Origin of the sequence: Aquariibacter albus, from assembly GCF_014145335.1 — a bacterium.
GTDB classification, from domain to species: domain Bacteria; phylum Pseudomonadota; class Gammaproteobacteria; order Burkholderiales; family Burkholderiaceae_C; genus Aquariibacter; species Aquariibacter albus.
Window position 1 is genome coordinate 232,897 of the sequence record NZ_JACIVI010000003.1, and the last position, 13,467, is coordinate 246,363.

The 13,467-nt window shown below is 70.7% G+C and carries 14 protein-coding genes; all 14 read left to right on the top strand.

What is annotated here, in order from left to right:
- The first annotated feature begins 47 nt into the window (after positions 1-47).
- The 14 genes from H4F90_RS10470 (at position 48) to lepA (ending at position 13,427) form a co-directional block, all read left to right on the top strand.
- Positions 48-731 (top strand): YceD family protein, encoded by a 684-nt coding sequence (locus tag H4F90_RS10470; protein ID WP_182664269.1) that lies wholly within the window; start codon positions 48-50, stop codon positions 729-731.
- A gap of 99 nt (positions 732-830) precedes the next feature.
- Positions 831-1,013 (top strand): 50S ribosomal protein L32, encoded by a 183-nt coding sequence (gene rpmF, locus H4F90_RS10475; protein WP_182664271.1) that lies wholly within the window; start codon positions 831-833, stop codon positions 1,011-1,013.
- Between the two features lie 138 nt (positions 1,014-1,151).
- The gene (gene plsX, locus H4F90_RS10480) at positions 1,152-2,216 is read left to right on the top strand and encodes a phosphate acyltransferase PlsX (RefSeq protein WP_182664273.1); all 1,065 of its coding nucleotides are present in this window, start codon (positions 1,152-1,154) and stop codon (positions 2,214-2,216) included.
- A 31-nt stretch (positions 2,217-2,247) separates the two neighbouring features.
- Positions 2,248-3,243: a beta-ketoacyl-ACP synthase III gene (locus tag H4F90_RS10485; protein ID WP_182664275.1), complete on the top strand. Its 996-nt coding sequence runs from the start codon at positions 2,248-2,250 to the stop codon at positions 3,241-3,243.
- A gap of 61 nt (positions 3,244-3,304) precedes the next feature.
- A complete protein-coding gene (fabD, locus tag H4F90_RS10490) occupies positions 3,305-4,249 on the top strand; it encodes an ACP S-malonyltransferase (protein ID WP_182664277.1) in 945 nt (314 codons plus the stop codon).
- Between the two features lie 35 nt (positions 4,250-4,284).
- Entirely contained in the window at positions 4,285-5,034 is a 750-nt protein-coding gene (gene fabG / locus H4F90_RS10495) for a 3-oxoacyl-ACP reductase FabG (RefSeq protein WP_182664279.1), read from the top strand.
- A 130-nt stretch (positions 5,035-5,164) separates the two neighbouring features.
- Positions 5,165-5,404 carry an acyl carrier protein gene (acpP, locus tag H4F90_RS10500; protein WP_182664281.1) on the top strand — a complete coding sequence of 80 codons (240 nt, stop codon included), beginning with the start codon at positions 5,165-5,167 and terminating at the stop codon, positions 5,402-5,404.
- A 14-nt stretch (positions 5,405-5,418) separates the two neighbouring features.
- Positions 5,419-6,663 carry a beta-ketoacyl-ACP synthase II gene (fabF, locus tag H4F90_RS10505; protein ID WP_182664284.1) on the top strand — a complete coding sequence of 415 codons (1,245 nt, stop codon included), beginning with the start codon at positions 5,419-5,421 and terminating at the stop codon, positions 6,661-6,663.
- A 65-nt stretch (positions 6,664-6,728) separates the two neighbouring features.
- Positions 6,729-7,205 (top strand): hypothetical protein, encoded by a 477-nt coding sequence (locus H4F90_RS10510; protein ID WP_182664286.1) that lies wholly within the window; start codon positions 6,729-6,731, stop codon positions 7,203-7,205.
- A complete protein-coding gene (gene rpoE, locus H4F90_RS10515; RefSeq protein WP_182664288.1) occupies positions 7,202-7,819 on the top strand; it encodes an RNA polymerase sigma factor RpoE in 618 nt (205 codons plus the stop codon). The genes H4F90_RS10510 and rpoE overlap by 4 nt, the downstream gene beginning before the upstream one ends.
- 43 nt (positions 7,820-7,862) lie before the next feature.
- Positions 7,863-8,486 carry a sigma-E factor negative regulatory protein gene (locus tag H4F90_RS10520; RefSeq protein WP_182664290.1) on the top strand — a complete coding sequence of 208 codons (624 nt, stop codon included), beginning with the start codon at positions 7,863-7,865 and terminating at the stop codon, positions 8,484-8,486.
- Positions 8,467-9,531 (top strand): MucB/RseB C-terminal domain-containing protein, encoded by a 1,065-nt coding sequence (locus H4F90_RS10525; RefSeq protein WP_182664292.1) that lies wholly within the window; start codon positions 8,467-8,469, stop codon positions 9,529-9,531. The genes H4F90_RS10520 and H4F90_RS10525 overlap by 20 nt, the downstream gene beginning before the upstream one ends.
- 229 nt (positions 9,532-9,760) lie before the next feature.
- A complete protein-coding gene (locus tag H4F90_RS10530) occupies positions 9,761-11,278 on the top strand; it encodes a Do family serine endopeptidase (RefSeq protein ID WP_182664521.1) in 1,518 nt (505 codons plus the stop codon).
- A gap of 334 nt (positions 11,279-11,612) precedes the next feature.
- Positions 11,613-13,427, top strand: a complete 1,815-nt coding sequence (lepA, locus tag H4F90_RS10535; protein ID WP_182664294.1) for a translation elongation factor 4 — start codon at positions 11,613-11,615, stop codon at positions 13,425-13,427.
- Positions 13,428-13,467: the final 40 nt, after the last annotated feature.

Genomic DNA, 13,467 nt, shown 5'->3' on the forward strand with positions numbered 1-13,467 from the left:
GCGCCCGGCCGGCCGGGCGTGAGGGGCCGCCGCCTAAACTGTGGTGGATGAGTCTGCGCCCCGCCAACCCCCGAGCCCTCGATGTCGCTGCCTTTGCCGAGGCCGGCCAGGACCTCTCCGGCCGCTGGCCGCTGGCCGAGCTGGAGCGCCTGAGCGAGTCCGCCGCGCCCGAGGCCCGGCCCGGTGCCGAGGACCTGGTGCAGTGGTCGCTGCGCGGCGAGCATCGCCCGCGGACCGGCGGCGACCCCGTCGTCCGTCTGCACCTCCGGGCCGAGGCCCGCCTCTTCCTGAGCTGCCAGCGCTGCCTGGCCCCGGTGGAGACGCTGCTGCAGATCGACCGCAGCGTGCGCTTCGTCCGCGACGAGCACCAGGCGGCCGAGCTCGATGCCCTGAGCGACGAGGATGTGCTGGCGATGACGCGCCGCCTCGATGTGCAGGCCTGGGTCGAGGACGAACTGCTGCTCGACCTGCCGCTGGTGCCGCGCCATGCCCGCTGCCCCGCGCCCCTGCCGGGTGCGCAGGCCCTGGGGGTGGGGGATGCCCTGCCCGAGGTCGAAGGGGCCGATCTGCCGCAGGCCGAGGCACCGGAGGCGCCGCGGATCCAGCCCTTCGCCGGCCTGGCCGCGTTGCGGGCCAGCCTGGGCGGTCCGCCGGCCGGGTCCGAAGCCGGGTCCGGCGCGGCGGAGCCGGCGCGCCCGCCGCGGCGCAAGGGCCGTGGGCCGGCACGCTGAAACCGGACGCCCTTCGCCACCCTGCTACACTCGCGGGCTTTACCTCGGACGCCACTGCGGCTTTCGAGCCCCGTCCGTCTTGCTTTACTGGAGCCAACCATGGCCGTTCAACAGAACAAGAAGTCGCCCTCCAAGCGCGGCATGCACCGCTCGCACAACGCCCTGAACCAGCCGGGCACCGCGATCGAGCCGACCACGGGCGAAATCCACCTGCGCCACCACATCAGCCCGACCGGTTTCTACCGCGGTCGCAAGGTGCTGAAGACCAAGGCCGATGCCTGAGCGTGATCCGGCCGGTCGCCGTTCGCGCCGCGGACGGCAATCGGCCCCGCACGGCGCGACCCTGCCGCCCGGCCCCCTGTTCTGCAGGCGGCCGGGCGTCTCCTTTGCAGTCGCGCTGAGCCCCGGCGCCCGCATGCGATGAGCGCAGCCCTGCCGATCCGGCTGGCGGTCGACGCGATGGGGGGCGACCACGGTCCGGCCATCACGCTGCCGGCCTGCCGTCGTTTCCTCGAACAGCATTCGGAGGCGGAGCTTCGGCTCGTCGGCCGGCCCGAGGCCCTGGCCGAGGCCGCCGGCTGGCCGCGCACGCGCATCGTCGCCGCGACCGAGGTCGTGACCATGGACGATGCGGTCGAGGTGGCGCTGCGCCGCAAGAAGGACTCCTCGATGCGTGTCGCGCTCGGCCTGCTGAAGGCCGGCGAGGACGGGCGCGCGCAGGCCGATGTCTGCGTGTCGGCCGGCAACACCGGCGCGCTGATGGCGGTGGCCCGCTACCTGCTCAAGACGGTCGAGGGCATCGACCGGCCGGCCATCGCCACCGTGATGCCCAACCAGCTCGATGGCTACACCACCGTGCTGGACCTGGGGGCCAATGTCGATTGCACGGCCGAGCACCTGCTGCAGTTCGCGCTGATGGGCAGCGCCCTGGTCGCGGCCGTCGACGGCAAGAACGATCCCAGCGTCGGTTTGCTGAACATCGGCGAGGAGGCGATCAAGGGCAGCGAGGTCATCAAGCAGGCCGGCGAGCTGCTGCGCGCCGCCGGCGAGTCCGGTCGCCTGAACTTCCACGGCAACGTCGAGGGCAACGACATCTTCAAGGGCACGACGGACATCGTGGTCTGCGATGGCTTCGTCGGCAATGTCGCGCTGAAGACGGCCGAGGGCCTGGCGGCCATGCTGTCGAACTTCATCAAGCAGGAATTCACCCGCACGCCCTACGCCAAGCTGGCGGCGCTGGTCGCCCTGCCGGTGCTCAAGCACTTCAAGGCGCGGGTCGACCACCGGCGCTACAACGGTGCGGCCCTGCTCGGCCTGCGGGGCCTGGTCTTCAAGAGCCACGGCTCGGCCGATGCCTTCGCCTTCGAGCAGGCCCTGAGCCGCGCCCACGATGCGGCCCGGCGCGGTCTGATGCAGCGGGTTCACGATCGCCTGCAGGCCGCGCCGCCGGCCCGTGCCGACGCGCCGACCCCCGCCGCGGCCTGAGGCCGCCCGCGTTCCCTTCGAGATTCCGCGCATGGCCTCCTCTCCTTCCCCGACGCGCTTCACGCGCATCGCCGGCACCGGCAGCCACCTGCCGCCCCGGCGCCTGAGCAACCAGGACCTGGTGGATCGCCTGGCGGCCGACGGCATCGAGACCTCGGACGACTGGATCGTCGAGCGCACCGGCATCCGCTTCCGCCACTTCGCCGCCGAGGGCGTGAGCGCCAGCGACCTGGCGGTGGAAGCCGCCCGCCACGCGCTGGAGGCCGCCGGCTGCACCCCGGCCGACATCGACCTGATCGTGGTCGCCACGTCCACGCCGGACATGGTCTTCCCCTCGACCGCCTGCATCGTGCAGCGCAAGCTCGGCGTGCCGGGCGGCGCGGCCTTCGACGTGCAGGCCGTCTGCTCGGGCTTTGTCTACGGCCTGACGGTGGCCGACGCACTGATCCGCACCGGCACCGCGCGGCGCGCGCTGGTGATCGGCGCCGAGGTCTTCTCGCGCATCCTCGACTTCAAGGACCGCACGACCTGCGTGCTCTTCGGCGACGGTGCCGGCGCCGTCGTGCTGGAGGCCAGCGAGACCCCCGGCCTGCTGGCCAGCACGCTGAATGCGGACGGTCGCCAGGTCGAGATCCTCTGCACGCCCGGCACCGTGTCCGGCGGCCGGGTGATCGGCGAGCCGCTGCTGCGCATGGACGGCCAGGCCGTCTTCAAGCTGGCCGTCGGCGTGCTGGAAGAAGCCGCCCGCAAGGTGCTGGCCCAGGCCGGCCGCACGCCCGAGGACGTGGACTGGCTGATCCCGCACCAGGCCAACATCCGCATCATGCAGATGACGGCCCGCAAGATGCGTCTGCCGGCCGAGAAGCTGGTCGTCACCGTGGACCGCCACGGCAACACCTCGGCCGCCTCCGTGCCCCTGGCGCTGGACGAGGCCGTGCGCAGCGGCCAGGTGCAGCGCGGCGACACCGTGCTGCTCGAAGGCGTCGGCGGCGGCTTCACCTGGGGTGCGGTGCTGCTGGACTTCTGAGTCCGCCGCCGCGGCGGCCTGCGGGCCGCGCCCTTTCATCCTTCCTGTTTCCCGATCTCCCATGACGACGACCCCGCTTGCTTTCGTCTTCCCCGGCCAGGGCTCGCAGACCGTGGGCATGCTCGATGCCTGGGGCGACCACCCCGCCGTGCGCGACACGCTGGCCGAGGCCTCGGCCGCGCTGGGCGAGGACCTGGGCGCGCTGATCGCCCAGGGCCCGAAGGAACAGCTCGACCTGACCACCAACACCCAGCCGGTCATGCTGACCGCCTCGGTCGCCGCCTGGCGGGCCTGGCGGGCCGAGGGTGGGGCGCTGCCGGCCGCGGTGGCCGGCCATTCGCTGGGCGAGTACAGCGCCCTGGTCGCTGCCGGCGTGCTCAGCCTGGCCGATGCGGTGCCGCTGGTCCGCTTGCGCGCCCAGGCCATGCAGGCGGCGGTGCCGGTGGGCACCGGTGGCATGGCCGCCATCCTCGGCCTGCCGGCCGAGAAGGTGGTCGAGCTTTGTGCCGAGCTGGCCGCGGCCAGCGGCGAAGTCGTCGAGGCCGCCAATTTCAACGACCCGGCGCAGACGGTGATCGCCGGCAGCGCCGCCGGCATCGCCCTGGCCTGCGAGAAGCTCAAGGCGGCGGGCGCCAAGCGCGCGCTGCCGCTGGCGGTGTCCGCGCCCTTCCACTCCAGCCTGATCCGCCCGGCTGCCGAGGCCCTGCGCGAGCGCCTGGCGCAGACCCCGCTGAACGCGCCGCAGATCCCGCTGATCCACAACGTCGACCTGAGCTGGGCCGGCACGCCCGACCAGATCCGCGACGCGCTGGTGCGCCAGACCTACAGCGCGGTGCGCTGGGTCGGCACCGTGCAGGCCCTGGCCGCACGCGGCATCACCCACGTGGTCGAGTGCGGCCCCGGCAAGGTGCTGCAGGGCCTGGTCAAGCGCATCGAGCCCGCGATGACGACCGCCGGCATCGCCGACCCGGCCAGCCTGGCCGACACCCGCGCGCTGCTGGGCTGAGCCCGCCCGAACGAACGTCGAAGAAAGCCCATCCGATGAGCCTGAACCTCTCCCTCGCCGGCCAGGTGGCCCTGGTCACCGGCGCCAGCCGCGGCATCGGCCGTGCCATCGCGCTGAGCCTGGCCGAACAAGGCGCCAAGGTGATCGGCACCGCCACCAGCGACAGCGGCGCGGCGGCCATCGGCGAGGCCCTGGCTCCGCAGGGCGGCCTGGGCCTGAAGCTGGATGTGACCGACGACGCCGCGCTGGACGCCGCCATCGAGGGCATCGTCAGCACCCATGGCGGCCTGCACATCCTGGTGAACAACGCCGGCATCACCCGCGACACCCTGGCCATGCGCATGAAGGACGCCGACTGGGACGCGGTGCACGACACCAATCTGCGCGCCGTCTTCCGCGCCAGCCGTGCGGCCATCCGGCCGATGATGAAGCAGCGCCAGGGCCGCATCATCTCGATCACCTCGGTGGTCGGCGCGTCCGGCAATGCCGGCCAGGCCAACTACGCGGCGGCCAAGGCGGGCGTGGCAGGCATGACCCGTGCATTGGCCCGCGAACTGGGCAGCCGCAACATCACCGTCAACTGCGTGGCGCCCGGTTTCATCGCCACCGACATGACGCATGAGCTCCCCCAGGCGCAGAAGGATGCGCTGATGCAGCAGATTCCCCTGGGCCGTCTGGGCCAGGCCGAGGAGATCGCCGCCGCCGTCACCTTCCTGGCCTCGCCGGCCGCCGCCTACATCACCGGCAGCGAGCTGCATGTGAACGGCGGCATGTTCATGGCCTGAGGCCGCTCCCGGCCTCCCGTTTCTTCACCCCGGACGGTCAAGCCGACCGTCCGGCCCCCGCAGCCCCGGGACCGTCTCACGGACCGCATAGAATCCCGCGCTGTTTTTCAGCACTCTCCTAGGAGGAGACATGAGCGATATCGAAGCCCGCGTCAAGAAGATCATTGCCGAGCAACTCGGCGTGGCCGAAGCCGAAGTCACGAACGAGAAGGCTTTCGTGGCCGACCTGGGCGCGGACTCCCTCGACACCGTCGAGCTGGTGATGGCCCTCGAAGACGAGTTCGGCATCGAGATCCCGGACGAAGAGGCCGAGAAGATCACGACCGTCCAGCTCGCGATCGACTACGCCAAGAACAACGCCAAGGCCTGAGCGGAAGCGGAGCGATGAGCAAGCGTCGTGTCGTCGTCACCGGCCTCGGGCTGATCACGCCCGTGGGCAACACGGTGGCCGAATCCTGGTCCAACCTCGTCGCCGGCAAGAGCGGCATCGGGCCGGTCACCAAGTTCGACGCCTCGGCGCTGGCCTGTCGTTTCGCCGGAGAGGTCAAGGGCTTCAACGTGGAGGATTACTTCCCTGCGAAGGAAGCCCGCCACATGGACACCTTCATCCACTACGGCCTGGCGGCTTCGCTGCAGGCCGTGGCGGATGCCGGCCTGCCCACCGGCGATGCGCTGTCGCCGGAGCAGGCCGAGCGCATCGGCTGCCTGGTCGGCTCGGGCATCGGCGGCCTGCCGATGATCGAGGCCACCCAGTCCGATTACCTGGAACGCGGTCCCCGCCGCATCTCGCCCTTCTTCGTGCCGGCCTCGATCATCAACATGATCTCGGGCCATGTCTCGATCAAGTGCGGTTTCAAGGGCCCGAACCTGGCCATCGTCACCGCCTGCACCACCGGCCTGCATTCCATCGGCCAGGCCGCGCGCCTCATTGCCTACGGCGATGCCGACGTGATGGTGGCCGGCGGCGCCGAGAGCACGGTCTCGCCGCTGGGCATCGGCGGCTTCGCCGCGGCCCGCGCGCTGTCGAGCCGCAACGACGATCCGGCCACCGCCTCCCGCCCCTGGGACAAGGACCGCGACGGCTTCGTGCTGGGCGAGGGCGGCGGCGTGATGGTGCTCGAGGAGTACGAGCACGCCAAGGCGCGCGGCGCCAAGATCTACGCCGAGCTGGCCGGCTTCGGCATGAGCGCCGACGCGTACCACATGACCGCCCCGGACGTGGACGGCCCCAAGCGTTCCATGCAGCTCGCGCTGAAGGACGCCGGCCTGAACACCGACCAGGTGCAGTACCTGAACGCCCATGGCACCTCCACGCCGCTCGGCGACGTGAACGAGACGAATGCGATCAAAGCCGCCTTCGGCGCCGACGCCAAGCAGCTCGTCGTCAACTCGACCAAGTCCATGACCGGCCACCTGCTGGGCGGCGCGGGCGGCATCGAGTCGGTCTTCACGGTGCTCGCCATCCACCACCAGATCTCCCCGCCGACGATCAACATCTTCAACCAGGATCCCGAGTGCGACCTGGACTACTGCGCGAACACCGCGCGCGAGATGAAGATCGATGCCGCGCTGAAGAACAACTTCGGCTTCGGTGGCACCAACGGCTCGCTGGTCTTCAAGCGGGTCTGAGCCGGCTCGGTTTCCGCCCGGCCCGGCGGTCCGCCTGCCGTCCGGTCCGAGCCTGAGGCCTCCTGATGTCCACCCCCCGCGCCGTGCAGGTGCAGGTCGCTCCGGCTCCCCGGTGGCGCCTTGCGCTGCGCGTCGTGGCCGGCCTGGCGGCCCTCGTCCTCGGGGTCTGGCTGCATGCGCACGGGCAGGCGCTCGCCCTGGTGCTGGGCCTGCCGCTCGCCATCGGACTGCCGCTGCTGCTGGCGCCGGCCCGGCTCCTCGGTCCGGACCGTCCGCGCGCCCTGGCCTGGGACGGGCGCCAGTGGCGCCTGCCTCCTGAGGATCGGCCCGTCGCCATCCGCCCCATGCTGGACCTGGGAGACGCCCTGCTGCTGCGCCTGGACGGTCACGGTGCACGGCGGCCGATGCCGCGCTGGTGGGCCCTTCAGCGCCGCTGCACTGCGGGCGACTGGGCCGCCCTGCGCGCTGCGCTATATTCCGCCCGCCCCGAAGGGAGCCCCCCCGCGTCGGGCGAGCCCCTGCCGCCCGACCGCCTGCCGTGACGACCCCTGACGCCGAAGCCGATGCCCTGCTGGTCGACCGTGTGAAGCACGGCGACGTCCGGGCCTTCGAATTGCTGGTCGTCAAGTACCAGCGCCGCATCGAGCGTCTGATTGCGCGCATGGTCCGCGACGTCGATCTGGTGCAGGACATTGCGCAGGAGACCTTCATCCGCGCCTACCGGGCTCTCCCGCAGTTCCGCGGCGAAAGCGCCTTCTACACCTGGCTCTACCGCATCGCGGTGAACACGGCCAAGAAGGCCCTGATGGAACTCAAGCGTGACCCATTGATCACGGAATCCGCCCGTCTCGGTCGCGACGAAGACGGCGAGGAAACTTCCCGCCTCGAAAACGAACTGAGCGATGGCGAGACCCCGGACAACGTGCTGGCCAGCCGTCAGGTCGCGGCAGCGGTCAACACCGCCATCGAGCACCTGTCCGACGATCTCCGCCAAGCGATCCTGCTCCGCGAGATCGAGGGGCTGAGCTACGAGGAGATCGCCACCGTGATGAACTGCCCGATCGGCACGGTGCGCTCACGTATCTTTCGGGCACGGGAAGCCATCGCCGAGCGCCTTCGTCCGCTGCTCGACACCCGCGAAGGGGAGCGGTGGTGAGTCCTGTCCCGCACTGTGTGTCTGCTGTTTCCGGAGTCCGGTCGTGAATCCCCAGTCCGCCCCTGCTGACGCCCGACAGGCTGAGCACCTGTCCGCCCTGGTCGATGGTGAAGCCCGTGCCGAGGATCTCGGTGCGTTGCTGGCGGGCTGGCGCACCGAGCCGGCGCTGCGCAAGCGCTGGCACGACTACCACCTGATCGGTGACGTGCTGCGTTCCGACGAGCTCGCAGCCGAGCCCGCGCATGACGCCGCCTTCCTCCAGCGCTTCCGCGAGCGCCTGGCCCAGGAGCCGGTGGTGCTGGCCCCGGCTGCGGCGTCGCCGCCGGTGCGGCGGCTGCGGCCCGGACGCTGGGCGGCCTCGGCCGCGGTGGCCGCAGCCTGCGTGCTCGTGCTGGGTGCGTTGCTCGTCACCCGCGGTCCGGGCGAGCCGGCGGCCGGTCCGCAGCTCGCGGCGGCGCCGGCCGAGCTGCGGCCGGTGCTGGTCGGGCCGGCCGCGCCCAAGGCCCTGGCCACGGCGGCGGTCTCTCAGGCCGAGACCGGGGTCGTGCTGCGCGATGCAGGCCTCGATCACTACCTGGCAGCCCACAAGCAGTTCGCCGACCGCCTGGGTTCGGGCGAGCCTTCGCCCTTCCTTCGCAGTGCCGCCCATGCGGACACGGAGCGCTGAGTCGGGCCGCCTCGCCGGCCTGGCCCGGCGCCGTCTGGTCGGCCTCGGCCTGGCGGGCCTGATGGTCGGGGCGCTGGCCGCGCCGGTGGCCGAGCCGCCGGCGAGTGCGCCCGAGGCCCTGGAGACGCTGGAGCGCATGCAGGAGGCCCTGCGTCGCAAGAACTTCCAGGGGACCTTCGTCGTCACCGCCGGCGGGCAGGCCCGCAGCACGCGCATCAGTCACTTCAATGTGGGCAACCAGCAGTACCAGCGTGTCGAAACCCTCGACGGCCTGCGCTGCGAGGTGTTCCGCCACAACGATCAGGTGCACACCGTCTGGCCCGGTCTCGGCAAGGCCCTGATCGAGGAGCGCCGGCCGCTGGCGGCCTTCCCGGCCTTGATCGAAGGCGGCAGCGAGCGGCTCGACAAGCTCTACCAGGTCCGCGAGGTCGGCAGCGATCGCGTCGCGGGCCACGAGGCCCGGGTGCTTGAGCTGCGTCCGCGTGACCGCCTGCGTTTCGCCCATCGCCTGTGGATCGAACGACGGACCGGTCTGCTGCTGCGCACCGAGGTGCTGGGCGAGGATGGCACCGTCCTCGAATCGGTGGCCTTCTCCGAACTGCAGCTCGGCGTGAAGCCTCAGCCCGAGCTGGTGCTCGGGCCGATGCGCCAGCTCGACGGCTACCGCGTCCAGCGCAGCCGGCTCGATCCGGTGGCGCTCGACGAGGCCGGCTGGATGCTGCCGGCCCTGCCGCCGGGCTTCCGCCACCTCAGCTCGGTGCGGCGACCCATCGAACGGCCGCTGGCTCCTGCCGCGCCGTCCGGCCGGGCCGAGGCGCCCCAAGGGGTCGAGGTGCTGCAGGCCATCTACTCCGACGGCCTGACGCATGTCTCCCTCTTCATCGAGCCCTTCGAGGCACGGCTGCATCGCCGCGAGCTGATGTTGAGCACCGGTGCGACGCAAACCCTCGTCCGTCGTCAGGGCGATTGGTGGATCACCGTCGTGGGAGATGTTCCTGTCGCCACACTCCAAGCCTTCGCGGCCGGCTTGGAGCGACGTCGCTGAGCGGCTGCGGGGCGAGGGCGTGGTGCGGTGAACGCACGGCTTCAGCTCCCCGCCAGGAAACTCCGGCGCTCGCCCGGAGTCCCTGCGTCGCGACGGGCCCGCGCCGCCCTGCGCTTCCCAAGAGAACGACAGCATTCACGAGGCCACCATGTCCATCGATCCGACCCCTGTTCGTGCCGACGCGTCGCGTCGCGCCTCACCCTTCCGGCTCGGCCTGTTCGCGGTGACGATGCTTGCCCTCGGAGGCGCGGCGGGCGTCGCGCTCTGGTCGCCGCTGCCCACCCAGGCCCAGGCCGGTCCCGCGGTCGCCCCGCAGCCCCTGGCAGCCCTCCCGCTGGCCGCGGCGCCGGCACCGCTGGTGCGTGGCCTGCCCGACTTCAGCAGCCTGGTCGAGGCGGTCGGCCCCTCGGTCGTCAACATCCGCACGACCGAGAAGACCAAGGTTAGCCAGGGCGGCGAAGGCGATGAGGAGATGCAGGACTTCTTCCGCCGCTTCTTCGGCGCCCCGCCCGGCGCCATGCCGCCCGGGGCCATGCCCCCGGGGGCTGCACCCGCCCCCCGTCGCGGCGGCCCGCCGCGTGGCGGCAACGGGCCCGACGAGGAGACCAATCGCGGCGTTGGTTCCGGCTTCATCCTGACGCCAGACGGCTATGTGATGACCAATGCGCACGTGATCGACGGCGCCGACGAGGTCTACGTCACCCTGCCCGACAAGCGCGAGTTCAAGGCCAAGGTGATCGGTGCGGACAAGCGCACCGACGTGGCCGTGGTCAAGATCGAGGCCAGCGGCCTGCCGGCGGTGAAGATCGGCGACGTGAACCGCCTCAAGGTCGGCGAATGGGTGATGGCCATCGGCTCGCCCTTCGGCCTGGAGAACACGGTGACGGCGGGCATCGTCAGCGCGAAGGCGCGCGACACCGGCGAATTCCTGCCCTTCATCCAGACCGACGTCGCGATCAACCCCGGCAACTCCGGCGGCCCGCTGATCAACATGGCGGGCGAGGTGGTCGGCATCAACTCGCAGATCCTGAGCCGCTCGGGCGGCTTCATGGGCATCAGCTTCGCCATCCCGATGGACGAGGCCACCCGGGTCTCGGATCAGCTGCGCAGCCTCGGCCGCGTGGTGCGGGGGCGCATCGGCGTGCAGATTGCCGAAGTGCCCAAGGAGATCGCCGAATCCATCGGGCTGGGCAAGCCCAGCGGGGCACTGGTGCGGGCGGTCGAGCCCGGCGGCCCGGCCGACCGGGCCGGCATCGAAGCGGGCGACATCATCACGCGCTTCGACGGCAAGACGGTCGAGAAGTCGGGGGACCTGCCGCGTTTCGTCGGCAACACCCAGCCGGGTGCGAAGTCCTCCATCGAGGTCTTCCGCCGCGGCCAGAGCCGCCAGCTCGGCGTGACCGTGGCCGAACTCGAGCCGGAAAAGGTCAAGACCGCGCTCAAGCCCACGCCCAGCGCCCCGTCGCCGGTCGGTGCGCTCGGCCTGACGCTCAGCGACCTCAATGCCGAGCAGAAGAGCGAGCTCAAGCTCAAGGGCGGCGTGCGCATCGAGAAGGTCGAGGGCGCGAGCGCCCGGGCCGGGCTGAACGAGGGCGACATCATCCTCGCCGTGGCCAATGTCGAGATCAGCGACATCCGCCAGTTCGAGGCCGTGGTCGCCAAGGCCGACAAGAGCAAGCCGATCAGCGTGCTGTTCCGGCGGGGGGACTGGGCGCAGTACGCGCTGGTGCGCCCCACCGCGCGCTGAGCCCCACCGTCCCCGGGGGCAGGCCGGCTCAGCCCGGTTGGTCCCCAGCTTGTCCACAATGCTTTGTGGATAAAATGTGGGCAACTTGGGTCGAATCCGGCTGTTCCCGCCACCGGTCCGGCCCTGCGCCGCGGTCGGCAGGATCTGCTTGGCTACAATGAAGCCCCAACAAGCAGTTGCCAAACCTTCTGTTGGAGGGCACGTTCGATCTTGGACGTGCCATTTTTTTTGCGTGCGGCCAGGTCCCTCAGGGCCCGGCCCCGCCTCGCGAGACGGCCCCTGATGCGGGGGCCTCGCCCCCGGGCGATCGCGTCGATCGCACAGCACGGACCGCATGGATCACATCCGCAACTTCTCGATCATTGCCCACATCGACCACGGCAAGAGCACGCTGGCTGACCGCATCATCCAGCGCTGCGGCGGGCTGTCGGATCGCGAGATGGAGGCCCAGGTGCTCGACTCGATGGACATCGAGCGCGAGCGCGGCATCACCATCAAGGCCCAGACCGCGGCCCTCCAGTACAAGGCCCGCGACGGCAAGGTCTACAACCTCAACCTGATCGACACCCCCGGGCATGTCGACTTCAGCTACGAGGTCAGCCGCTCCCTGAGCGCCTGCGAGGGCGCGCTGCTGGTGGTCGACGCCAGCCAGGGTGTCGAGGCACAGACGGTGGCGAACTGCTACACCGCGCTGGACCTGGGCGTCGAGGTGGTGCCGGTCCTCAACAAGATGGACCTGCCCTCGGCCGACCCGGAGAACGCCAAGTCCGAGATCGAGGACGTGATCGGCATCGATGCCGCCGAGGCCATTCCCTGCTCGGCCAAGACCGGCCTGGGCATCGACGAGATCCTCGAGGCGGTCATCACCCGCATGCCGCCGCCGCGCGGCCAGGCCGACGGCCCGCCGCGGGCGATGATCATCGACGCCTGGTTCGACAACTACGTCGGCGTCGTGATGCTGGTGCGTGTGGTCGACGGCCAGATCGGCAAGGGCGAGCGCATCCGCCTGATGGCGACCAACTCGGTCTACGGCATCGAGCACCTGGGCGTGTTCACGCCCAAGAGCGAGAACCGCGACGCCCTGCGCGCCGGCGAGGTGGGCTTCGTCATCTGCGGCATCAAGGAGCTGGCCGCGGCCAAGGTGGGCGACACCATCACCCTGGAGAAGAAGCTGCCCAACAACGCCGGCCCGGCCGATGCGCCGCTGCCCGGCTTCAAGGAGATCCAGCCCCAGGTCTTCGCCGGCCTCTACCCCAGCGAGGCCAGCGAATACGACCAGCTGCGCGACGCGCTGGAGAAGCTCAAGCTCAACGACAGCGCGCTGCGCTTCGAGCCCGAGGTGAGCCAGGCCCTGGGCTTCGGCTTCCGCTGCGGCTTCCTGGGCCTGCTGCACATGGAGATCGTGCAGGAGCGCCTGGAGCGCGAGTTCGACCAGGACCTGGTCACCACCGCGCCCAGCGTGGTCTACCAGGTGCAGCTGGGCGGCGTGGCCGGCGAGGTGATCGAGGTCGAGAACCCCTCGAAGATGCCCGAGGTCGGCAAGATCGCCGAGATCCGCGAGCCCATCGTCACCGTGCACCTCTACATGCCGCAGGACTATGTGGGCACGGTGATGACGCTGTGCAACCAGAAGCGCGGTATCCAGCTCAACATGGCCTACCACGGCAAGCAGGTCATGCTGACCTACGAGCTGCCGCTGGCCGAGATCGTGCTGGACTTCTTCGACAAGCTGAAGTCCGCCACCCGGGGCTACGCCTCCATGGACTACGAGTTCAAGGAGTACCGCGCCGCCGACGTGGTGAAGGTCGACATCCTGATCAACGGCGACAAAGTCGACCCGCTGGCCATGATCGTCCACCGCTCGCAGAGCCAGTACCGCGGCCGCGCGGTGGCCGCCAAGATGCGCGAGCAGATCCCGCGGCAGATGTACGACGTGGCCATCCAGGCCGCCATCGGTGCCAACATCATCGCCCGCGAGAACATCAAGGCCCTGCGCAAGAACGTGCTGGCCAAGTGCTACGGCGGCGACATCACCCGCAAGCGCAAGCTGCTCGAGAAGCAGAAGGCCGGCAAGAAGCGCATGAAGCAGATCGGCACGGTCGAGGTGCCGCAGGAGGCCTTCCTGGCCATCCTGCAGGTCGATGACTGAGCGCGCCGTCCTGTCCCCGCCCGCTGCTGCGCCCTCCGTT